Annotated in this window: 19 protein-coding genes; 14 read left to right on the top strand and 5 right to left on the bottom strand. The window is 69.6% G+C overall.

What is annotated here, in order from left to right; genetic code table 11:
* Positions 1–27 precede the first annotated feature (27 nt).
* The gene (locus tag ABT367_RS19560; RefSeq protein ID WP_352254338.1) at positions 28–1,071 is read right to left on the bottom strand and encodes an AI-2E family transporter; all 1,044 of its coding nucleotides are present in this window, start codon (positions 1,069–1,071) and stop codon (positions 28–30) included.
* Positions 1,072–1,426: 355 nt separating this feature from the next.
* Between ABT367_RS19560 and ABT367_RS19555 the strand changes: the two genes are divergently transcribed.
* The 4 genes from ABT367_RS19555 to ABT367_RS19540 all read left to right on the top strand — a co-directional run bounded on the left by ABT367_RS19555 (position 1,427) and on the right by ABT367_RS19540 (position 4,651).
* Complete coding sequence (locus ABT367_RS19555; RefSeq protein WP_020113641.1) at positions 1,427–1,630, top strand: cold-shock protein; 204 nt, start codon at positions 1,427–1,429, stop codon at positions 1,628–1,630.
* 220 nt (positions 1,631–1,850) lie between these two features.
* Positions 1,851–3,383 (top strand): DEAD/DEAH box helicase, encoded by a 1,533-nt coding sequence (locus ABT367_RS19550; RefSeq protein ID WP_352254337.1) that lies wholly within the window; start codon positions 1,851–1,853, stop codon positions 3,381–3,383.
* Positions 3,384–3,462: 79 nt separating this feature from the next.
* Positions 3,463–3,771 (top strand): SCO5918 family protein, encoded by a 309-nt coding sequence (locus ABT367_RS19545; RefSeq protein ID WP_352254336.1) that lies wholly within the window; start codon positions 3,463–3,465, stop codon positions 3,769–3,771.
* Positions 3,772–4,312: 541 nt separating this feature from the next.
* Positions 4,313–4,651, top strand: coding sequence for a MerR family transcriptional regulator (locus tag ABT367_RS19540; RefSeq protein ID WP_352254335.1), 339 nt, complete (start codon positions 4,313–4,315; stop codon positions 4,649–4,651).
* 82 nt (positions 4,652–4,733) lie between these two features.
* Here ABT367_RS19540 and ABT367_RS19535 read toward each other — a convergent pair whose 3' ends face one another.
* Together ABT367_RS19535 and ABT367_RS19530 are read right to left on the bottom strand one after the other, a co-directional pair.
* Positions 4,734–5,690 carry a pirin family protein gene (locus tag ABT367_RS19535; protein WP_352254334.1) on the bottom strand — a complete coding sequence of 319 codons (957 nt, stop codon included), beginning with the start codon at positions 5,688–5,690 and terminating at the stop codon, positions 4,734–4,736.
* A gap of 113 nt (positions 5,691–5,803) precedes the next feature.
* Entirely contained in the window at positions 5,804–6,295 is a 492-nt protein-coding gene (locus ABT367_RS19530) for an SseB family protein (RefSeq protein WP_199552588.1), read from the bottom strand.
* Between the two features lie 157 nt (positions 6,296–6,452).
* On the opposite strand from ABT367_RS19530, the gene ABT367_RS19525 reads away from it, so the two are divergent.
* From ABT367_RS19525 to ABT367_RS19505, 5 genes are all read left to right on the top strand, one after another.
* On the top strand, positions 6,453–8,285 hold the full coding sequence (locus ABT367_RS19525) for an acyl-CoA dehydrogenase (protein ID WP_352254333.1): 1,833 nt from the start codon (positions 6,453–6,455) through the stop codon (positions 8,283–8,285).
* A gap of 104 nt (positions 8,286–8,389) precedes the next feature.
* Complete coding sequence (locus ABT367_RS19520) at positions 8,390–9,025, top strand: hypothetical protein (RefSeq protein ID WP_352254332.1); 636 nt, start codon at positions 8,390–8,392, stop codon at positions 9,023–9,025.
* Between the two features lie 48 nt (positions 9,026–9,073).
* On the top strand, positions 9,074–10,372 hold the full coding sequence (locus ABT367_RS19515) for a M18 family aminopeptidase (RefSeq protein WP_352254331.1): 1,299 nt from the start codon (positions 9,074–9,076) through the stop codon (positions 10,370–10,372).
* Between the two features lie 78 nt (positions 10,373–10,450).
* A complete protein-coding gene (locus ABT367_RS19510; protein ID WP_165334909.1) occupies positions 10,451–10,675 on the top strand; it encodes a DUF6458 family protein in 225 nt (74 codons plus the stop codon).
* 112 nt (positions 10,676–10,787) lie between these two features.
* Positions 10,788–11,483 carry a DUF4232 domain-containing protein gene (locus tag ABT367_RS19505; protein ID WP_352254330.1) on the top strand — a complete coding sequence of 232 codons (696 nt, stop codon included), beginning with the start codon at positions 10,788–10,790 and terminating at the stop codon, positions 11,481–11,483.
* 14 nt (positions 11,484–11,497) lie between these two features.
* Here the strand turns inward: ABT367_RS19505 and ABT367_RS19500 are convergent, their stop codons facing one another.
* Positions 11,498–13,306, bottom strand: coding sequence for an NHL domain-containing thioredoxin family protein (locus ABT367_RS19500; RefSeq protein ID WP_352254329.1), 1,809 nt, complete (start codon positions 13,304–13,306; stop codon positions 11,498–11,500).
* A 63-nt stretch (positions 13,307–13,369) separates the two neighbouring features.
* Between ABT367_RS19500 and ABT367_RS19495 the strand changes: the two genes are divergently transcribed.
* The 5 genes from ABT367_RS19495 (at position 13,370) to ABT367_RS19475 (ending at position 18,641) form a co-directional block, all read left to right on the top strand.
* Positions 13,370–13,873, top strand: coding sequence for an LURP-one-related/scramblase family protein (locus ABT367_RS19495; RefSeq protein ID WP_352254328.1), 504 nt, complete (start codon positions 13,370–13,372; stop codon positions 13,871–13,873).
* Between the two features lie 123 nt (positions 13,874–13,996).
* Positions 13,997–14,977: a hypothetical protein gene (locus ABT367_RS19490; protein ID WP_352254327.1), complete on the top strand. Its 981-nt coding sequence runs from the start codon at positions 13,997–13,999 to the stop codon at positions 14,975–14,977.
* Positions 14,978–15,181: 204 nt separating this feature from the next.
* The gene (locus ABT367_RS19485) at positions 15,182–16,336 is read left to right on the top strand and encodes a hypothetical protein (RefSeq protein ID WP_352254326.1); all 1,155 of its coding nucleotides are present in this window, start codon (positions 15,182–15,184) and stop codon (positions 16,334–16,336) included.
* A gap of 194 nt (positions 16,337–16,530) precedes the next feature.
* Positions 16,531–17,529 (top strand): hypothetical protein, encoded by a 999-nt coding sequence (locus ABT367_RS19480; RefSeq protein WP_352254325.1) that lies wholly within the window; start codon positions 16,531–16,533, stop codon positions 17,527–17,529.
* Positions 17,530–17,693: 164 nt separating this feature from the next.
* Positions 17,694–18,641, top strand: a complete 948-nt coding sequence (locus ABT367_RS19475) for an FKBP-type peptidyl-prolyl cis-trans isomerase (protein ID WP_352254324.1) — start codon at positions 17,694–17,696, stop codon at positions 18,639–18,641.
* A 128-nt stretch (positions 18,642–18,769) separates the two neighbouring features.
* Here the strand turns inward: ABT367_RS19475 and ABT367_RS19470 are convergent, their stop codons facing one another.
* Positions 18,770–20,947 (bottom strand): lectin-like domain-containing protein, encoded by a 2,178-nt coding sequence (locus tag ABT367_RS19470; protein ID WP_352254323.1) that lies wholly within the window; start codon positions 20,945–20,947, stop codon positions 18,770–18,772.
* Positions 20,948–21,080 lie beyond the last annotated feature (133 nt).

The following is a 21,080-nucleotide window of genomic DNA, read 5'->3' as shown; positions in this document are numbered from 1 at the left end:
ACGCCGCAGCTCCGAGCCGTACGCCGATCAGGCAGCCGGTCGCCTGCTGTACTGCTCCCGCAGCTCGGAGTAGATCCCGAACGCGGCCGCCGTCAGCGGCACCGCGAGCAGCATCCCCAGGATCCCCGCGACCGAGGCGCCCGCGGTGATCGCGATCATCACGACCGCCGGATGCATCTGCACGGTCCGCGACTGGATCATCGGCTGCAGCACATGCCCTTCCAGCACCTGCACCGCCAGGACGACACCGAGCGCCCACAGACCGATGATGAACCCCCGGTCGGCGAGCGCGACGAGCACGGCGACGGCGCCGGAGATGAAGGCTCCGAGATAGGGGATGTACGCCCCCACGAACACCAGCGCCCCGAGCCCCACGGCCCCGGGCACCTGGAGGATCAGCAGCCCGACGGTGATGCAGAGCGCGTCGATCAGGGCGATCAGCGTGGTGCCGCGCATGAAGCCCTCGATGGCCTCGAACGCCCGCCGCGCCATGGTCTCCAGGGCCTCGCCACGGCCGCGCGGGGCGAACGAGTGCAGGGCGGCGACGGCGCGGTCGGAGTCGCGCAGGAAGAAGAACACGAGGAGCAGCGCGAGCACGGCCATCGCGATCATCTCGCCCACCACGCTGACCCCGCTGATCACCCCGGACGCCGCGGTGCTGCCGAACCTGGAGAGCAGGTCCTTGGAGTTCGCGGCGAGGTCGTCGAGCGAGGTGCCGGCCGCCCCGAGATGCGTGGCAAGGGACTTCGCCGCCTCCCGGAGCGAGGCGATGATCTGATCCCCCGTCTCGATCAGCGCACTGACGACGATGTACCCGGCACCGCCGACCACAAGGACCACGGCGGCACACGTAAGCCCCGCGGCAAGGGACTTCTGCACCTTCATCTTCACCAGCCGCCGGTACAGCGGCCCGAGCAGCGCGGTGCCCAGGAGCGCGAGCAGCACGGGTACGACGGCGGTCTTGAGGTGGACGCACAGCCAGATGCCCACGGCGCTGAGCGCGATGAGCAGCAGGGCGAGCACGCTCCAGGCGCCGATCTTGCGGGCGTTCTCGGGCAGCAGGGTGAGCACGGTCCCAGCCGATCACCGCTGCCCGGGCCCCGCGCGCCGGACGGGCCGCAGGAGTGATCCCGTGCCGCACGAGGCGCCATATGTGTGCCGGCCGAGACAGAATTAGCGTGAACGCGCGGGGAAGATTTCTGGTGCGGCAGTGAGAAAGGAAATTTCCTGCGCACATGGCCCAGCGCACCGTGCTATCGTGGTTTCAGTTGCAGTTGTGGTTCCCGAAAACTTCAAGTGCCCCCAAGGCCTCCATGGCCGCTGGGAGCACTTTCGTATGTCCGGTCATTTTCCGGCGGGTTGATCATCGCGGCGACACGGGTTCCGCAAAGTGCGGAATCCGGAACTGCCCCGAAGGAGAATTGACATGGCTACTGGCACCGTGAAGTGGTTCAACGCCGAAAAGGGCTTCGGCTTCATCGAGCAGGACGGCGGCGGCCCCGACGTCTTCGCCCACTACTCGAACATCGCCGCCCAGGGCTTCCGTGAGCTCCAGGAAGGCCAGAAGGTGTCCTTCGACATCGCTCAGGGCCAGAAGGGCCCGACGGCGGAGAACATCGTCACCGCCTGACGCTCACGCAGTTGACAGCTGGGGCCCGCACCTTGCGTGCGGGCCCCAGCTCGTTGCTTTTTTCAGGCGAGGTTTCCCGCCTGTCAGAATTTCGGTCCATTGTGAATTGCACGTCGATCGAAATTATTCACGAATTTAACCTGGCTCGTTCTCGCAATTCCCTGTGCTGTTCGCTTGACTTCGGGAATTCCTTGGTACGTGCCGTATCAAGGAGGTTCCTTTGAACCGCGCACGCACAAATGAACGTTTCAGCCGCACGCGCAGCGGCTCTTCCGCCGGCAGCAAGGGCGGGGGCTCCTACGGGTCCTCCGCGTCCGGCTCCTACGGCCGCCGCGGCGGTGCGCCGAACCGGGGCGGGAACGGTGGACGCCGGAAGCCCGCGCCGCAGGGCGAGTTCGCACTGCCCGTGACCGTCACCCCCGCACTGCCCGCCGTCGAGGCGTTCGCCGATCTCGACATGCCGGAGCCGATGCTGGCGACGCTCGGCGCACAGGGCGTGACCGAGCCGTTCCCGATCCAGGCGGCCACGCTGCCGAACGGCATCGCCGGCCGTGACGTCCTGGGCCGCGGCCGCACGGGCTCGGGCAAGACCCTCGCCTTCGGCCTCGCCCTGCTGTCCCGCACCGCCGGCCGGCGCGCCCAGCCGCGTCAGCCGCTGGCCCTGGTCCTCGTCCCCACGCGCGAGCTGGCCCAGCAGGTCACCGACGCGCTCACGCCGTACGCCCGCTCGGTGAAGCTGCGTCTGGCCACGGTCGTCGGCGGCATGTCGATCGGCCGACAGGCGGGCGCGCTCCGCGGCGGCGCCGAGGTCGTCATCGCGACCCCTGGCCGTCTCAAGGACCTCATAGACCGCGGCGACTGCCGCCTGGACCAGGTCGACATCACCGTCCTGGACGAGGCCGACCAGATGGCCGACATGGGCTTCATGCCCCAGGTCACCGCGCTGCTCGACCAGGTGCGTCCCGGCGGCCAGCGGATGCTGTTCTCGGCCACGCTCGACCGCAATGTCGACCGCCTGGTCCGCACGTACCTGAACGACCCGGTGGTCCACTCCGTGGACCCGAGCGCGGGCGCCGTCACGACCATGGAGCACCACGTCCTGCACGTGTCCGGTCCTGACAAGCACCGCACGACGACGGAGATCGCCGCCCGCGAGGGCCGCGTGATCATGTTCCTGGACACCAAGCACACCGTCGACAAGCTGACCAAGCACCTGCTGAACAGCGGTGTGCGCGCGGCCGCGCTGCACGGCGGCAAGTCCCAGCCGCAGCGCAACCGCACCCTGGCCCAGTTCAAGGACGGTCATGTGACGGTCCTTGTGGCGACCAACGTCGCCGCGCGCGGCATCCACGTCGACCAGCTCGACCTGGTCGTGAACGTGGACCCGCCCACCGATCACAAGGACTACCTGCACCGCGGCGGCCGTACCGCACGAGCCGGTGAGTCCGGCAGTGTCGTCACCCTGGTGACGCCCGACCAGCGCCGCCAGATGAGCCGGCTGATGGCCGATGCGGGCATCACCCCGCAGACCACCCAAGTACGCTCCGGCGACGCGGAGCTGACCCGTATCACCGGCGCCCAGGCGCCTTCGGGCGTCCCGGTCATCATCGCGGCGCCGGCGCCCGCGGAACGCCCCAAGCGCTCCGCGTCCTCGACCCGGGGGCGGCGCAGCCGCCCGGCTCAGGCCCGACGCACCGGGAGGCCGGCGACACAGCGCCGGTCTCAGGACCGTCCGGCCTCCGGCGCCGCTTAGAGCTTTCGCTCGGCGCCATCGGACCGTTCTACTTAGAGCCCGTCACGCGGCAACCCCTCTTACCAACCTGTGAGGCATCATGCGCGTCGTCATCGCCCGTTTCCCCTTCGACCTCACCAAAGACGGTGTGATCGCCTCGATGAAGGGCATCAAGCCCGAGCCCATCACCGCCGGTTCGGTGCTCATCGGCCGCCGTCACTACCCGCTCAAGCAGGTGGGCGCGGTCGTCACGCGGCAGGACCGCCGTGACTTCTCCGCCGGTGAGGTCTCCCGCGCCATGACCCGCCTCGGCTTCACCTGCCGCGACGAGGTCGAGGCGCCCCCGCAGGCCCTCACCCCGCTCCAGGAGGCGTCCGCCGCTCTCGGCACCACCTCCGAGTCCCTCTGACGGGGGACTTTCCCAGCGCAGTACCGAACAGCTTCGAGGCCCCGCCGAAACCGTCGGCGGGGCCTCTTTGCGTGCCGCTCCGGCCGGATACCCGGGATACACCAGGGCCGCAGGCTACTTGCCGCCCTCGCGAACAAAAATCTGTGCTCGCCGAAGTAGACATTGCGAGACAGCGTGGCTAAGGTTTCTCTTGTAGGCAAGAGTCGAAGAGGACCTGGCAGACACGAACTGCCAGGTGGCTGTACCTGAAGTTCGCACGTGAGCAAGTGGAAGTACTGAGGAAGAACGGAGGAAGCAGACGCCATCAGGATCGCCCGGGCCCTCGGATCTTCACCGGCCCGGGTACCGCAAGACCCCGGAATGGAAGGTGGTCCCCGGTCACGCATCCGCGATCCTCGTTCGCCCGCCCCGCTCCCGGGCCGGGCGGCGGAAACAGTAGGTCGGCGCCACAGTAGGGCCGACAGATGGTGTTCAATTTCCTTCGGGGCCCTGGTGCCGTACGGCACCAGGGCCCCTCGACGCGTTGGTTCAACGAGGTGACATGACAGCAGATTCCCCGCTCAGCGGTCGTCTGGACGACGACGACTACCCCGCCTACACGATGGGGCGGGCCGCCGAGATGCTCGGCACCACGCCCGGTTTCCTCCGGGCGATCGGAGAGGCGCGCCTGATCACGCCCCTGCGCTCGGAGGGCGGCCACCGCCGCTACTCGCGCTACCAGCTGCGGATCGCCGCACGCGCCCGCGAACTCGTCGACCAGGGCACCCCGGTCGAGGCCGCATGCCGCATCGTCATCCTCGAGGACCAGCTGGAAGAGGCCCAGCGCCTCAACGCCGAATACAGGCGCGCCGCGGCCGAGCGGGCCACCTCGGAAGGCTGACCCGGCACGGGCCGCGGCGCGTGTGTTCCGTCCGGTCCTGCGTCAAGCGCACGCCTGTCCTGCAGGGCGCGCACGCCGGTTCCTACATCCCGTGCACGGCGGGGACGGTGCCGAGCCGGCCCTTCTGGAAGTCCTCGAAGGCCTGCTGCAGCTCCGCCTGGGTGTTCATCACGAACGGACCGTAGTGCGCCATCGACTCACGGATCGGCCGGCCGCCGAGCAGCACGACCTCGAGGTCCGGGGTGTTCCCGTCCTGCTTCTCGTCCGCGCGGACGGTCAGCGCACCCCCGTCGCCGAAGACGGCGGTCTGACCCATGTGGATCGGACGCCGCTCCTCGCCGACCGTGCCACGACCGGCGAGCACGTACGCGAGCCCGTTGAAGTCGGAGCGCCACGGCAGCGTCACCGAGGCACCCGGCCGTACGGTCGCGTGGATCATCGTGATCGGGGTGTGCGTGATGCCGGGGCCCTCGTGCCCGTCCAGCTCACCGGCGATGACACGGAGCAGCGCGCCGCCGTCGGGGGAGCTGAGCAGCTGGACCTGGCCGCCGCGGATGTCCTGGTAGCGGGGGTCCATCATCTTGTCCTTGGCGGGCAGGTTCACCCACAGCTGCAGGCCGTGGAAGAGACCGCCGGACATCACGAGGTCCTCCGGCGGAGCCTCGATGTGCAGGAGGCCCGAACCCGCGGTCATCCACTGGGTGTCCCCGTTCTGGATGGTGCCGCCGCCACCGTTGGAGTCCTGGTGGACGAAGGTGCCGTCGATCAGGTACGTGACGGTCTCGAAGCCGCGGTGGGGGTGCCACGGGGTGCCCTTGGGCTCGCCCGGCGCGTACTCCACCTCGCCCATCTGATCCATCATGATGAACGGGTCGAGGTACTTGTAGTTGATGCCCGCGAACGCGCGGCGCACCGGGAAGCCCTCGCCCTCGAAGCCGGTCGGCGCGGTCGCCACGGCAAGGACCTTGCGGGCCACCGCGTCGGCGGGAGCGGCCACCTTGGGCAGGGTCAACGGGTTCTCGACGGTTACAGCAGGCATGGTCGGTACCTCCTTCTGATCCGAGAGTAGTTGAATCTCGAACTTTCTGCCACCTGGAACGAGGAACGCCCGGGAGGTATTCCTCCCGGGCGCCTCACATAGCCGTATGCCTGCTAGCCGTACATCCGCCGCATCGCGAAGTCGACCATCTGCTCCACGGCCTTCGCGTCGAAGACCATCCGGTGCTCACCCTCCATGTCGAGCACGAAGCCGTACCCCGTCGGCAGCAGGTCGATGACCTCGGCGCCGGTGATCACGAAGTACTTGGACTCCTTGCCCGCGTACCGCCGCAGCTCCTTGAGCGAGGTGAACATCGGGATGACCGGCTGCTGGGTGTTGTGCAGCGCCAGGAAGCCGGGGTTGTCGCCGCGCGGGCAGTAGACCTTGGAGGTCGCGAAGATCTGCTGGAAGTCCTCGGCCGCCATCGAGCCGGTGGTGAAGGCGCGCACGGCGTCGGCGAGCGAGGGCGGGGACGGCTCGGGGTAGAGCGGGGGCTGCTGGCCGTACGCAGCACCGGGCATGCCGCCGCCCATCGGCTGCTGCGGCGGGGGCATCGGCGGTGCGTACTGCTGCTGCCCACCGGGGCTCTGGTCGTAGCCGTACATGGGGTCGAGCGTACTGGGTCACAGATGGCCGGTTTGGGGTTGCATCTTATTACCGACGGGTAGCATCATCGGAGCTACTAGCTGGTACGCATACGAGGATCCTGCCGGGACACCTGCCGGGATCCACCTCCTCCCGGACTTTTACGGAGCCGTCGCCATGGGGCACTACAAGTCGAATCTCCGCGACATCGAGTTCAACCTCTTCGAGGTGCTCGGGCGCGACAAGCTGTACGGCACCGGCCCGTTCGCGGAGATGGACACCGAGACCGCCAAGGACGTACTCGCCGAGCTCACCCGCCTCGCGGAGAACGAGCTGGCCGAGTCCTTCATCGACGCCGACCGCAACCCGCCGGTCTTCGACCCGGAGACCAACACGGCCCCGGTGCCGGCCTCCTTCAAGAAGTCCTACAAGGCCTTCATGGACTCCGAGTACTGGCGTCTGGGCCTGCCCGAGGAGATCGGCGGCACCACCGCGCCGCCGTCCCTGATCTGGTCGTACGCGGAGCTGGTGCTCGGCGCCAACCCGGCGATCTGGATGTACTCCTCCGGCCCGGCGTTCGCCCGGATCCTCTTCGAGGAGGGCACCGAGGAGCAGAAGAAGTGGGCGAAGATCGCCGTCGACAAGCTCTGGGGCTCGACGATGGTGCTCACCGAGCCGGACGCCGGTTCGGATGTCGGCGCCGGCCGTACCAAGGCCGTGCAGCAGGCGGACGGCTCCTGGCACATCACGGGCGTGAAGCGCTTCATCACGTCCGGTGAGCACGACATGGAGGAGAACATCCTCCACTACGTCCTGGCCCGCCCCGAGGGCCACGGCCCGGGCACCAAGGGTCTGTCGCTCTTCCTCGTGCCGAAGTTCCACTTCGACTTCGAGACCGGCGAGCTGGGCGAGCGCAACGGTGTGTACGCGACGAACGTCGAGCACAAGATGGGCCTCAAGGCCTCCAACACCTGCGAGATGACCTTCGGCGACCAGGCCGGCAACCCGGCCGTCGGCTGGCTGATCGGTGACAAGCACGACGGCATCCGCCAGATGTTCCGCATCATCGAGTTCGCCCGCATGATGGTCGGCACGAAGGCGATCTCCACGCTCTCCACCGGCTACCTGAACGCCCTGGAGTACGCCAAGGAGCGCGTGCAGGGTCCGGACCTCGCGCAGTTCATGGACAAGACCGCGCCGAAGGTCACCATCACGCACCACCCCGACGTACGCCGCTCGCTGATGACGCAGAAGGCGTACGCGGAGGGCATGCGCGCGCTCGTCCTTCACACCGCGGCCGTGCAGGACGAGATCATGGTCAAGGAGGCGGCCGGCGAGGACACCGCGCAGCTGGAGGCCCTCAACGACCTGCTCCTGCCGATCGTGAAGGGCTACGGCTCGGAGAAGGCGTACGAGCAGCTCGCGCAGTCGCTGCAGACCTTCGGCGGCTCCGGCTATCTGCAGGAGTACCCGATCGAGCAGTACATCCGGGACGCGAAGATCGACACCCTGTACGAGGGCACGACCGCGATCCAGGGTCAGGACTACTTCTTCCGGAAGATCGTCCGCAACCAGGGTGCCGCGCTCAACGCGCTGGCCGAGGACATCAAGAAGTTCCTCGCGGTCGGTACGGGCGGCGAGGAGCTGTCCGTCGCGCGCGAGCAGCTGGCCAAGGCGGCCGTCGAGCTGGAGGCCATCGTCGGCCTGATGCTCACGGACCTCGCGGCCACCGAGCAGGACGTGCGCTCGATCTACAAGGTGGGTCTCAACACGACCCGTCTGCTGCTCGCCTCCGGTGACGTGGTCGTCGGCTACCTGCTGCTCAAGGGCGCCGCGGTGGCCGCCGAGAAGCTGCCGAACGCGTCCGCCAAGGACAAGCCCTTCTACGCCGGCAAGATCGCGGCCGCGAAGTTCTTCGCCGCCAACGTCCTGCCGGGTGTCACGGGTGCGCGCAAGCTCGCCGAGGGCGTGGACCTGGACCTGATGGACCTGGACGAGTCCGCTTTCTGATCGTCGCTTCTTGATCATCGCGATCGTCCGCTGTGCGTGACGGCCCGCCCCGGTCGGGGGGCGGGCCGTCCGTATGATCGGACGTCATCGACGAGGGGCGGGGCATGAACAGCAAGTGGTACGGCGCGGTCGTTGTGGGCGGCCTTGTGCTGCTCACCGGGTGCGGTGGCGGCGGCGGTACGGAGAGCGCCGAGCCGCTGACCGCGAAGCAGGTGGAGGCCGTGCTGCCGGACGACGCGGCGATGTCGGGCTGGAAGGTCAGCACGCGAGCGGCCGAACCGCTGCCGAGGATTTCCAGGGCCGGCGTCTGCGGCGTCGCGGAAGAGAAGAAGACCCCCTGTGACGGTCTGCGCTTCTACAGCCAGGGCCAGTACACCGCGCCGGACCAGCAGTTCTCAGTGATCGTCAGCGTTTTCGCGGCCAAGGACACCGACGGTGCGGAGCCCGCGTACGACGAGCTGTGGCAGCGTGTTCTCAAGTCCGGCGCCAAGCCGGAGAAGATCGATTCCGGCGTACTCGGTGACGAGCACGACGCCTTCAAGTCCGCATACGGGCGCGCCGGTGGTCCGGTCGCGCAGATCCAGGTCCGGGTCGGAGCGAACGTCCTGCAGATCACGGGCGAGGCCGCCCCCGACAAGGAGCTCGACGTCGACGCGGTCGTGGACGTCGCCGCCGTCGTCACCGAACGAGCCGAGCAGGCCGGCCGCGGCGACTCCCCGTCGGCGGCCCTCGGCGACTGACACCACGGCTCCCGGGAGCGCGTCGGAGCGCGTCGTTAAGGTGAAGCCATGAGCAGCAGCGCAGCCGCCCGGTTCGACCGAGGCCACACCGACGACCTGATCACCTTCCTCTCCGCGAGCCCCACGCCGTACCACGCGGTGGCGAGCGCCGCCGAGCGGCTGGAGAAGGCCGGGTTCCGTCAGGTCGACGAGGCGGCCGAGTGGGACGGCACGAGCGGCGGCAAGTACGTCCTGCGCGGTGGCGCGATCATCGCCTGGTACGTGCCGGAGGGCGCCTCGGCGCACACCCCGTTCCGTATCGTCGGCGCGCACACCGACTCCCCCAACCTGCGCGTGAAGCCGCTGCCCGACACCGGCGCGTACGGCTGGCGGCAGGTGGCCGTGGAGATCTACGGCGGGCCGCTGCTCAACTCCTGGCTCGACCGCGACCTGGGTCTCGCGGGCCGGCTGTCCCTGCGCGACGGCACGACCCGACTGGTCAACGTCGGCCGGCCGCTGCTGCGCGTACCGCAGCTGGCGATCCATATGGACCGGTCGATCTACGAGAAGGGGCTGCAGCTCGACAAGCAGAAGCACATGCAGCCGATCTGGGGTCTCGGTGACGCCCACGAGGGCGACCTGATCTCCTTCCTGGAGGAGGAGAACCAGATCGCGGCCGGCGACGTGACCGGCTGGGACCTGATGGTGCACTCCATCGAGCCGCCCGCCTACCTCGGCCGCGACCAGGAGCTGCTCGCAGGGCCCCGGATGGACAACCTCCTTTCCGTGCACGCCGCGACGGCCGCGCTCGCCGCCGCCTCGGCCTCCTCCGACCTCTCGTACATCCCGGTGCTCGCCGCCTTCGACCACGAGGAGAACGGGTCCCAGTCCGACACCGGCGCCGACGGGCCGCTGCTCGGCAGTGTGCTCGAGCGTTCGGTGTTCGCGCGCGGCGGCAGTTACGAGGACAAGGCCCGTGCCTTCGCCGGCACCGTCTGCCTGTCCTCCGACACCGGGCACGCGGTCCACCCCAACTACGGGGAGCGCCACGACCCGACGCACCACCCGCGCGCGAACGGCGGGCCGATCCTCAAGGTCAACGTCAACAACCGCTATGCGACCGACGGTTCGGGCCGTGCGGTCTTCGTCGACGCGTGTGAGCGCGCCGGCGTCCCGTACCAGCACTTCGTCTCGAACAACGCGATGCCCTGCGGCACCACCATCGGTCCGATCACGGCGGCGCGGCACGGCATCAAGACCGTCGACATCGGTGTCGCGATCCTGTCGATGCACAGCGCGCGCGAGCTGTGCGGATCCGACGACCCGCACCTGCTCGCCGGCGCGCTGACGGCCTTCCTGGAGTCCTGAACCGGCCCTGCCTGCATGGCTGTTCCGGCGCCGGGTACCCGGGGTGCCGGAACAGCCATGTACAGGGAGGCGTAAGTCATGGGCATGGGCGGATGCATCCTGCTGATCGCAGGCGGCGCCATCCTCACGTTCGCGACCAACTGGGAGATGCAGGGGGTCAACCTCGACATCGTGGGCATCATCCTGATGCTCGTCGGGATCATCGGTGTCGCGGCCTTCAGTTCCGCGGCACGCAAGCGGCGGGTCATCACCCCCGGCGGCACCGTGGTGGACGACCGTCAGACCGGGCGTACGTACGAATGAGCCGTACGTACGGGGTTCGAGGGAACTGAGGCGCGGCGATCCTCGTCTTGGAGCGCGGGACGGTACGAACTCCGTACCCACTGACCGCACTTCAAGCACGGGGGATTCATTCATGGGTACGTTGCGTCGGCGCGCCGCGCTCGTCATCGCGGGAACGGCTGCTGTCGGTATGGTCCTGACCGGCTGCTCGGACTCCGGGTCCGGGCGCAAGTCGTCCAACTCGTCCGGGGGCAGCTCGTCCTCGAAGGGTTCGTCGAAGGACTCCTCGAAGGGGTCGGGCAAGACGCAGGACCCGTCGGACACCCCGACCAAGGACGGCGGCAAGACCGTCCCGGCGGGCAAGCCCTCCAAGCCGGCCGCGGGCGGCGGCGGCAAGACGGGGCCGTGCACCAACGCGGAGACGAAGCTGACCGTGACCGCCGCTCCGCGCCCGGTCAACTACCAGCTGATCACGCTCACCAACACCGGCAAGCGCACCTGCACGGTGCTGCACTACCCGGTCGTCAGCTTCGGCCCCGACCTGGACGGCACGGCGGAGGGCCGCGAGGACACCAGGCCGCAGGCCGTCGTCACGCTGAAGCCCGGTGCCTCCGCGTACGCCGGGCTCAACACGAGCCCGGCGGACCGGGCGGACGACGGCACCAAGCCGCACGCCAAGACGCTCTCCGTCGACCTGATCAGGAAGGTCGGCGCCGACGGCTCGACGGTCCAGTTCGGCGAGCCGGACACCGTCAAGGTGAACGACCTGTTCATCTACGAGCCCAAGGTGTCCTACTGGCAGCAGGAGATGGACCTGGCGCTCAGCTAGGAACCCTTCGGGGACTACGCGTCCATCCCCGCGAGCACCAGCGCCAGCCGGTCCGTCGCGCCTTCGGTGAGGCGGACCGGGACGCCCCAGTCCTGCTGGTGGACATGGCAGGCGGGGTACTCGTTCGCCGGGTCGTCGTCGCACGAGGCGGCCATGGCCGATACGTGCAGGACACCCTCGGCGACGGCCGGGTTCAGCTCAAGGTCGCGGGCCAGGTCCGTGCCCGCGCCCTCGCCGGCGAGCAGCAGCGCGGGCGGGGTGGACGAGACGAGCAGCCGGGTGGACGGGCCGTAGCGGGTGTCCAGCTTCTGGCCGGTCGGGGCCTGGAAGACCACGTCCAACGTGAGCTTGCCCGGGGCGACTTCGGTCGCGGCACGCTGCGTACGGTGCGCGACCGCCTCCACGCGTACGGCCTCGTCGGGCAGCCGCAGCCGGGTGAGCCGGTGGCGGGCGGACTCGACGACCACGATGTCCTCGCCGACCAGGACCGCGTCGGAGGGCTCGCGCAGATCGGTCGCCAGGGTGGTGACCTCCCCGGTTGCCGGGTCGTAGCGGCGCAGCGCGTGGTTGTACGTGTCGCTGACCGCGACCGATCCGTCGGGGAGCGCGGTGACGCCCAACGGGTGCTGGAGCAGCGCCTGTTCGGCGGCTCCGTCGCGGTGGCCGAAGTCGAAGAGGCCGGTGCCGACGGCCGTGTGCACGATCCGGTCGCGGTCGATCCAGCGCAGCGCGCTGGTCTCCGAGTCGGCGATCCACAGCCGGTCCTCGGTGGCCGCGAGGCCGGAGGGCTGCGCGAACCAGGCCTCGGCCGCGGGTCCGTCGACCAGCCCTTCGTTGGTCGTGCCCGCCGCGACCTGGACCGTCCCGGCCTGAGGGTCGTACGTCCACAGCTGGTGCACACCGGCCATGGCGATCCAGACCAGCCCGTCGAACCAGGCCACGTCCCACGGCGAGGAGAGGTCCACTTCGAGCGCAGGGCCCGAGGTGGGCGAGCCCTGCCACCACTGGCGTCCGGTGCCGGCCACGGTCTCGATCGCGCCGGACGCCGGGTCGTACGTCCTCAGCGCGTGATTGACCGTATCGGCGATGATCACGCGCCCGTCGGGGAGCAGGGCGAGGCCCTGGGGCTCGCTGAACTCCCCTTCCCCGAAGCCTCGTTCACCGCTGCCGATCCTGCGCACCACCGTCTCTCCGTCGGCGGCCATCTCCACCAGCTGGTGCCGGGTCGAGTCCGAGACGAGGAAGTTCCCGCCGGGCAGCAGCAGCGCCTTGCCGGGGAAGCGCAGATCGGTGGCGACCGGCTCGGGCGCGACATAGGGGCCGTCACCGCGCCGCAGCGTCCCCTTCGCCTCGTGCTCGGCCTCCAGCTCCTCGACCAGCTTCTCGATCGCGTGCGCATGGCCCTCGCCTGCGTGCTGCGCGACCACATAGCCCTCGGGGTCGATGACGACGAGCGTCGGCCAGGCCCGTACGGCGTACTGCTTCCAGGTCGCGAGCTCCGGATCGTCGAGCACCGGGTGGTGCACCTCATAGCGCTCGACGGCGTCGACGACGGCCGCGTGCTCGGCCTCGTGCACGAACTTCGGCGAGTGCACCCCGATGATCACGACGGTGTCCTTGTGCTTCTCCTCCAGCTCACGCAGCTCGTCGAGCACGTGCAGGCAGTTGATGCAGCAGAAGGTCCAGAAGTCGAGGATCGTGATGCGTCCGCGCAGGTCGGCGAGGGTGAGTTCCTTGCCTCCCGTGTTCAGCCAGCCGCCCTTGCCGATCAGCTCGGGGGCACGGACTCGGGCGCGGCGGGGGGCCGGGGCTGCGTCGTTCATGGTTCAAGCTTGCCACCCGGGCGGCGCATGGCCGTCAGGCGGTCAGCGGGTACGGATCCCGGCATGAAATATCTCGTACGCGACAAGCTCTTCGCCATCGGTGACGACTACTGGATCGAGGACGAGCACGGCCGCAAGGCCTTCTTCGTCGACGGCAAGGCCATGCGGATCAAGGAGACCTTCGAGCTCAAGGATCCCGAGGGGCGGGTGCTCATCGACATCCGCGCCAAGATGTTCAGCCTGCGGGACGCGATGACCATCGAGCGCGGCGGCGAGGCGCTCGCCACGGTCAAGAAGAAGCGGTTCTCGCTGCTGCGCAACCACTACCGCGTCCAGCTCGTCGACGGCACCGAGCTGGACGTCAGCGGCAAGATCCTCGACCGGGAGTTCGTCGTCGAGTACGAGGGCGAGATGCTCGCGCATATCTCGCGGCGGTGGCTGCGGGTGCGCGAGACGTACGGCGTCGATGTCGTACGGGAGGAGGCCGACCCCTCGCTGATGATCGCGATCACGGTGTGTGTGATCCGGCTGGCCGAGAAGGAGCGGGTCGGCGAGGTCGTGGACTGACGCCCCCGGACCGCCCTGACCCGGATGCCTTCGCACGGCGTGCGCGTCACCCAGAGCGATGGTGCCCTTACGGACAGTGGTCGATTTATCGACCTTCATCCGCAGGGAAGGAATTGGGTGGCTATGTCTGCATGGCACACCACGGGTCTGCGCGCCGCGACCGCGGCCGGGCTCGCACTGACGGTGGCGGTCACCGCCATGGGTACCGCACACGCCGACGAGAAGGAGCCCTCGTACGACTGGGGCACGGTCGTCGAGACCAAGGACGGCGTCCAGGCCAACGCCTGGGTCATCGGGGTCACGGGCATCGGCCGGTTGATCAACGCCCGGCTGTTCGAGTCGGCCTCGCCAGGCACCCCGAAGGCGCCCCGGGAGATGGAGGGCGGCAACGAGCTGATCAACCTCGCCCCGGGCGGCGTGGGCCTCGGCAAGGTGTCGGCGCTGTACTCCAAGGCCCTGACCAACAAGCTGCCGATGAACAAGTCGAGCAAGCGGACCTTCCCGGTCCCGGGTGCCTCGTACGCGAACGCCGGCGGCGGCTCCGTGCACATCGGCCTGCCCTACGTCGAGAACCCCTTCGGTGGCACGCCCCTGTCGGGCCTCGGTGTGAGCGTCGACGCGATCGACGTGCACGCGCGCTCGCTGCCGGGCCGTCCCGTGGAGTTCCAGGGCGGCGCGGCCAGCGGTGAGATCACGCTCTTCGGTACGAAGATCGTCGAGATTCCGCCGATCTGGGCGGTGAACCTCGGCGCGACCATCCCGGGCACCGGCAACGACGCCGCCCCGATCATCGCGCAGACCAACGAGCAGATCACCACCGATGCCAAGGGCGTGCCCACCAAGGGCAAGAACGGCTCGTACGCGTACGACCCGCGCGCCACGAGCGGTTACGTCAACGCTATCCACGCCAGCGTGCTCGGCCCGAACGTCGCCGACGTGACGATCGGCCACGCCGCCGTGATCCGCGACGCGGCCAAGACGGACCACCTCAAGGACAAGATGCCCAAGGTGCCGACCCTGCTCGACCTGGTCACGGCGTCCAGCCACAAGCTGCCGACGGACCCCGGCGTCAAGCTGCCGACGGTTCCCGACCTGACCAACTGAGGCCGCCGCCTCGGCCGAGACCGGCCGCCGCCCGCCCGTCCGTCCCCGACGGCGGCGGTGGCGGCCGTCTCCATGGGCACCGCCCCGCCCGGCTTCATGGGCACTGCCCCGCCGGTCTCGATGGACACCGCCCCGCCCGTCCCGCCCCATCGGCGGGACCCCTCCCCGCAGCAGCATCCCAACCCCAGGACCAGGGGGTCCCCCATGCCACCCAGCACCCGAACGTCCCGCCCGCGTACGGCCGTTGTGGCCACCGTCGCCCTGACGCTCTCCCTGTCGGCGCTCGCCTCAGGCGCCTACGCCACCGGGCTCCAGCCGCCCCCGTTCCCGCCGCCCGGCGGGATCGAGGTCAACGAGGACGGCCAGCCGCAGGGCGAGGGGAACGTGCCCGTTCCCGAGAAGCCCGAGGTTCCCGAACTGATCGAGCCCGAGCTCCCCGACACCCCGGAGCTGCCCACGCTGCCGGAGTACCCGGGGCACAAGGAAGCCGAGAGCATGTTCTCCGGCATCACGGACATCGTGCACGGCGCCCTTGATCTGGGGTTCGGCTTCTTCAAGCCGCCGAGCGCCCGCAACGCCCCTCCGCCGCCCCCGCAGCAGCCGCTGCCCGCCACCCACTGGGGCACGATCTCCGACGACGACACCTCCGCCCAGGCGAACGCCTGGACGCTGCGGGCGCGCGGCGGGAACGCCCACAGGGACGCCCGTCTGACCGAGGCGCACCTGCCGGCGCTGCCCGACGCGCCCGCCGCCGTCAGCGGTGCGGCCAAGCCCCTCGAGCTGGGGAAGAAGTACTCGTTCGGCAGTCTGCACCGGCTTTCGACGCGTACGTGGATGAAGGACGGCTCCGTGCACGCCGAGTCGAAGCTCGGGCGTGCGGAGCTGGGCGTGCCGTATCTGAAGGCGCCGGGCGGGCCCGTGGACACGAAGCGGCTGCCGGTCCTGCTCGATCTGCGGGACGCGGTGACGACGGCGGTCGCGCACGCGGACCGTGCCGCCGAGTTCCGTACGGAGATCAAGGGCGGCAGGGCGATGTCGTTCGGGCGTGAACTGATCGCGTTCGACGGCCCGTTGAAGCCAAACACGAGTCTGCGCATCCCCGCCGACAAGAAGCTGCCGCCGTGGGGACTCGTCACGTTCAACGAGCAGATCACCACCGACGCGCAGGGCCACCCCACCGCGGGCAAGGACGGCCGGTACGCCCCCGAGCCGGGGGCCGGCAGCGGCTTCGCGAACACGGCCCACATCACGCTGCTGTTCCCGGTGGCGCTCGACATGACGGTGGGGCACGCGGCGGTGCTGCACCGCGGGACCGCCGACGCGGGCAAGGCCGGCGCGGACGGCGGCGACGCACAGTGACGAGCCGCCCCCAGATGGCCCCTCCGGCATGCGGATATCGCGCTGCGTAGCGAGCCTCTAACTATCAGTGGTCGATCTTCTCGGCTGCTTCCTCCTCCTTCAGATCGACTTCAGCTCCCTTCAGATCCCTTCAGCTCCCGAAGAACCCACCCGGGACCCACTCCCGGGAGATTCACCGAAAGAGAGGGTCGGCCATGGCCTCATGGCGCATTTCAGGGTCCCGCGCCCTGCTGACAGCGGGCGTCGCCCTGACCGCGGTGCTCACCGCCACACTCCCCGCGCAGGCCGCCCACGCACCCGGCGGTGTCGACGACTGGGGAACGGTGGTGGACACCAAGGACTGCGTCCAGGCCGACGCCTGGCTGGTGCGGGTGAAGGGCCTGGGCAAGATCATCGACACCAAGCTCTTCCAGTCCCACTACCCGATCACCCCGCAGGCGCCCAAGCAGCACGCGGGCGGCCGGGAACTCGTCAACCTGGCCCCCATGGGCATCGGCCTGGGCAAGGTCTCCGCGCTCTACTCCCGCGCGATGGGCCACGCGCACCCGGCGACGACGTCCGGCAAGCAGGACGTGCCGGCGCGCGGCGAGGTGTACGCGGACGCCGGTGGCGCCGCGGTGGACATCGGTCTGCCGTACATCCAGAACCCGACCGGCGGCACCCAGCTCTCGCCGTTCGGTGTCCACGTCGAGGGCATCACGGTCTCCGCGTACTCCCAGCCGGGCAAGCCCGTCGCCTTCACCGGCGGCGCCGCCCGCGGCTACATCTCGGTGGCGGGCACCCGCATCATCGACATCCCGCCGATCTGGGCGGTCAACCTCGGTCTGCGCATCCCGGAGGACTACACCCAGGCGCCGCTCGCCCTGGCCACGACCAACGAGCAGGTCACGACGGACGTGAAGGGCAACCCGACCAAGGGTCCCAACGGCGCGTACAAGTACGACCCGAAGGCGACGAGCGGGTACGTCAACGGCATCCACGCGAGCGTGCTCGGCACGGACGTCGCGGATGTGACGGTCGTGCACGCCGCGGTGCTCCGCGACCCGAAGATCACCGACAAGTTCGCGGTGGCGCCGCGCGCGGCCTCGGACCGTGCGGGTGCCCCGGCCCGTCCGCTCTCCAAGTCCTGTGCCCCGTTCGCGCCGCCGCGTACGGCCGCCGCGGGCATGAAGGACACCTCGTCCTGCTGGTAAGTCCCCTGTGGCTTGACCTGCCGGCTTGACCTGCGGTCCCCGAGCCGCCTGCCGTACGCCGAACGAGCGTACGGCAGGCGGCTTTTCGCGTGCGGTACGCCGGCGGGCGAGGGGGCGGGGCAAGGCTGAGAGGCCCGTACCCGCCCCCGCTCGAAGGAGACCCCGTGGCCGCACCACCCCGCCGCGCACGGCGCACTGCCGCACTCGCCGTTCTCGCGGCGCTGATCCTGCCCGCACTCGGCTGCGGCGGGAAGGCAGAGAACATCCCCCAGGTGAAGGGGGAGTTCGGCAGCCGGCCCGAGGTCGCGATGCCCACGTATCCGCCGCCGAAGGACGCGCGGATGAAGGTCCTCGTCGAGGGTGACGGGCCGGTGACCCGCAAGGGCCAGGTGATCGTCACCGATGTGGACATGCGGATCTGGGAGAGCGGCCGCGCCCTGATGGACACCTACCGGCTCGAACAGCCGACGACCGCGGTGCTCGACGGCCAGCACGTCTCGCGTACGTGGGACCAGGCGCTGATCGGCCGCAAGGCCGGCAGCCGGGTGCTGCTCGTCTCGCCCGCGACGCACGGCTTCGGGCCGCACGGCATGGCGCCCGCGCAGGTCACCCCGACCGACCACATGGTCCTGGTCTTCGACGTGATCGGCGGCTACGACCCCAAGGCGCAGGCGGCGGGGCCCGGCAAGTGGCCGGCGAGCGGCGGGTTCCCGTCGGTGAGCGTGAAGGCACCGGGCGCCGAGCCGGTGATGGCGGACTTCGGCGCGGAGCCGAAGAAGGTCGGCGTACGCACGCTGGTCGAGGGCAAGGGGGCACCGCTCAAGGCCGGGCACAGCGTCGTGATGCAGTACACGGGTGTGGTGTGGGGGACGAAGACTCCGTTCAACTCCACGTATCTGCGCAATGGTCCCAACGGGTTCGTGATGAAGGACGCGGCGATGCTGCCGGGGTGGTTCGAGGCGCTCGAGGGCAAGCGCGTCGGCAGCCGCATCCTGGTCATGGTGCCGGGGAACGAGCGGCCCGGGTTCACGCACACCAAGGGGGCGCTCGGGATGCCGAAGGACAAGCCGGCGGCGTACGTCCTGGATGTGGTGGACACGCGGCCGCGGTGACTCGTGGGCAGTGGCCCGCACTGGATCCACAGGCTGTGGACAGGAGTTGACGGCAAAGCACCGCGGCCCCGGAGGCGAGTCGCCTCCGGGGCCGCGGTGTCCTTCAGCGGATCACCGCCGTACGGGGATCACTCCTCGCACTGGGCGGCGCGGGTGCTGCTCGTGATCCAGCCACCGCAGTCGATCAGCTGGCCCGCGTCCTCCTTCACCACGAAGGTGTCGAAGACCCGGTTGCCGGCGTTCGGGTCACCGGGGGTGGACAGGTCCGTCCAGCCCTCCAGCTGACCGGTCGCGCCCGCGTCGACCTTGGTGTCGATCGTGATCGTCGGGGCCTTCTTGCCCGGGGCGATCACACCGTCGTGCTGGCAGGTCACGGTCCGGCCGACGATGGCGCACTGCCAGCCGTCGCCCGCGGCCTTGACCGGGGTGACACCTTCGGGGAAGGTGCGCGACACCGTCGTACGGCCCGTGGTCGGGCCGGCCTCCGGCGCGTTGGACACGTCGATGGTGAACTGGGCGGGCTTGCCCGCGATCACATCGCCCTTGGGCTTGGTCACGACGCTCAGGTTCGGGTCCTTGGCGGGCGCCGGCTTGACGTCGGTGGTGTCCTTGACCGGACCCGTGCCCTTGCCGCCGGAGGTCGCCTCGGTGCTGCCCTCGAGCGGGCCCTTGGCGTCGTCGTCGACCTGGGTGCCGATGGAGATGGGCGGGTAGCTGTTGCCCGGGTTCAGGACGTCGCTGCCGGTGCCGGGGCGGGTGCAGGTGACGGTCTGGCCGTCGATCTTGCAGGTCCAGCCCTCACCGACCGCGTTGATCGGCTTGACGCCCTCCGGGAAGGTACGGACGACCTTGACCTCGCCGTTGGTCGCACCCGCGTCGGGCTTGTTGGCCACGTCGATCTGGTACACGGCGGGGGCACCGCCGACCACGTCGCCGACCGGCTTGGTGGTGACCACGAGCGCCGGGTCCTTGGCCGGCGTCACGGTGAAGCTGCTCGTGTCGGGCTGCTTCGGGGGCGAACCGGGCGTCGTGGCCTGCGAGGTGACGTTCTTGTCACCCTTCGCGTCGGCCGCGACCTCGGTCTTCACCTTGACCGGCGGGTAGGAGTCGCCGGGCTTGAGCGCGTCGGCACCGGTGCCGGGACGCTTGCAGGTGACCGTCTGCCCGGCGATCGTGCAGGTCCAGCCGTCGCCGGAGGCCGCGACCGGCTTGACGCCCTCGGGGAAGGTCTGGGTGGTGACGACCTCGCCGGTGGTGGGTCCGGCCAGCTTGTCGTTGGTGGTGGTCAGCTCGAACTCGGCGGGCTCGCCCGCGTTGACCGGGCCCTTGGGCAGGACGCTGGTCGACAGGTTCGGGTCCAGGGACTCGATCTTGCCGTTCCACACCTCGTGGATGGCGGTCGAGTTGCCGGTGCTGGCCGCGATGCCGATGCGCAGCGAGTCGGGCACCTTGGGCTGGCCCTTGATCTCGTCGAGGTCGACCGGCTCGATGACCTCGCGGACCGGACGTCCGTCGTGGAAGTCGATGGAGACCTTCATGACGCCCTCGTGGGACAGCTCCACGATGGCGGTACGCCGGGCCTCGGCACGGTTCTTGGCGCCGTCGGCGGCAAGCAGCCGGGTCGACTTGTACGTGGCGACCATCGGGTTGTCCACGGCTGCCGCACCGCGGACGGTGATCGAGTTCGGCGTACGGCCGTTGAGCCCGCCGGCCGCGTCGAAGTCGTCCGAGGTGAAGTTGCCGTAGACGTCCAGACCGACGCCGAGGTAACCGCCCTCGAGTCCCACATATCCGAGACCCGCACCGTTCTGGCCCGACTTCTTCGGCATCTCGGCGGTGCCGTCGAGCAGCATCAGCGAGATGCCGTCGGCGGGGTCGCCCGGACGGCCGGGGCTGTAGACGGCGAAGTCGACGCTGAACTTCATGCCCGCGCGGGCGGGGATCGCCTTGCGCGAGATCACGTAGCCGTTCTGCTTCTTGCTGTTGGTCGTCAGGCGCAGAGCACCTTCGCCGGCCTTCTCGCCCACCGGCTTCTGGCACTTCTTGAGCGGCCCCTCCGCACCGGCCGCCGCCGTGAGGCACGCGAAGCCGGTCGGGTCGCCCGGGGTGTACGGACCGCCGTACCACTTCGCCTCGTCGACCGAGGCTCCGGTGAACGGCTCCGAGGAGATCTCCTCCGCCGACGCCGAAAGGGGAGCCGCGAGGGACAGCCCGAGTGCCACCACGGTGGCCAGTCCGAACGGAGCCGAGAGACGGGCCCTGAGCGGCCCCGCCTTCCGGCCGCGCCTGTGTCCGTTTTCCGTCATTAGGGTGCCTCCTCGGGCGCACCACGCCCTGCACGGGACCTGATGATGACGTCACGTATGCAAGTGATTGCATACAGTGACCGATTTTCGATCATCAGAACACCGGCCCCGGGGCGCCGCGATCGGCGAAGCC

This window comes from Streptomyces mesophilus, assembly GCF_040300965.1.
In the GTDB taxonomy this organism is placed as follows: domain Bacteria; phylum Actinomycetota; class Actinomycetes; order Streptomycetales; family Streptomycetaceae; genus Streptomyces; species Streptomyces mesophilus_A.
Note: the sequence above shows the minus strand (reverse complement) of the source record. Positions and strands in the feature narration are given on the sequence as shown.

What these genes read in the sequence shown, in the direction of transcription:
- ABT367_RS19525 (WP_352254333.1), top strand. Translation starts at nt 6,453, where the DNA reads ATGGGGCACTACAAGTCGAATCTCCGCGACATCGAGTTCAACCTCTTC.
- ABT367_RS19535 (WP_352254334.1), bottom strand. Translation starts at nt 5,690, where the DNA reads ATGCCTGCTGTAACCGTCGAGAACCCGTTGACCCTGCCCAAGGTGGCC.
- ABT367_RS19480 (WP_352254325.1), top strand. Translation starts at nt 16,531, where the DNA reads ATGGCCTCATGGCGCATTTCAGGGTCCCGCGCCCTGCTGACAGCGGGC.
- ABT367_RS19485 (WP_352254326.1), top strand. Translation starts at nt 15,182, where the DNA reads ATGCCACCCAGCACCCGAACGTCCCGCCCGCGTACGGCCGTTGTGGCC.
- ABT367_RS19515 (WP_352254331.1), top strand. Translation starts at nt 9,074, where the DNA reads ATGAGCAGCAGCGCAGCCGCCCGGTTCGACCGAGGCCACACCGACGAC.
- ABT367_RS19500 (WP_352254329.1), bottom strand. Translation starts at nt 13,306, where the DNA reads ATGAACGACGCAGCCCCGGCCCCCCGCCGCGCCCGAGTCCGTGCCCCC.
- ABT367_RS19470 (WP_352254323.1), bottom strand. Translation starts at nt 20,947, where the DNA reads ATGACGGAAAACGGACACAGGCGCGGCCGGAAGGCGGGGCCGCTCAGG.
- ABT367_RS19510 (WP_165334909.1), top strand. Translation starts at nt 10,451, where the DNA reads ATGGGCATGGGCGGATGCATCCTGCTGATCGCAGGCGGCGCCATCCTC.
- ABT367_RS19490 (WP_352254327.1), top strand. Translation starts at nt 13,997, where the DNA reads ATGTCTGCATGGCACACCACGGGTCTGCGCGCCGCGACCGCGGCCGGG.
- ABT367_RS19545 (WP_352254336.1), top strand. Translation starts at nt 3,463, where the DNA reads ATGCGCGTCGTCATCGCCCGTTTCCCCTTCGACCTCACCAAAGACGGT.
- ABT367_RS19555 (WP_020113641.1), top strand. Translation starts at nt 1,427, where the DNA reads ATGGCTACTGGCACCGTGAAGTGGTTCAACGCCGAAAAGGGCTTCGGC.
- ABT367_RS19505 (WP_352254330.1), top strand. Translation starts at nt 10,788, where the DNA reads ATGGGTACGTTGCGTCGGCGCGCCGCGCTCGTCATCGCGGGAACGGCT.
- ABT367_RS19530 (WP_199552588.1), bottom strand. Translation starts at nt 6,295, where the DNA reads ATGTACGGCTACGACCAGAGCCCCGGTGGGCAGCAGCAGTACGCACCG.
- ABT367_RS19540 (WP_352254335.1), top strand. Translation starts at nt 4,313, where the DNA reads ATGACAGCAGATTCCCCGCTCAGCGGTCGTCTGGACGACGACGACTAC.
- ABT367_RS19520 (WP_352254332.1), top strand. Translation starts at nt 8,390, where the DNA reads ATGAACAGCAAGTGGTACGGCGCGGTCGTTGTGGGCGGCCTTGTGCTG.
- ABT367_RS19495 (WP_352254328.1), top strand. Translation starts at nt 13,370, where the DNA reads ATGAAATATCTCGTACGCGACAAGCTCTTCGCCATCGGTGACGACTAC.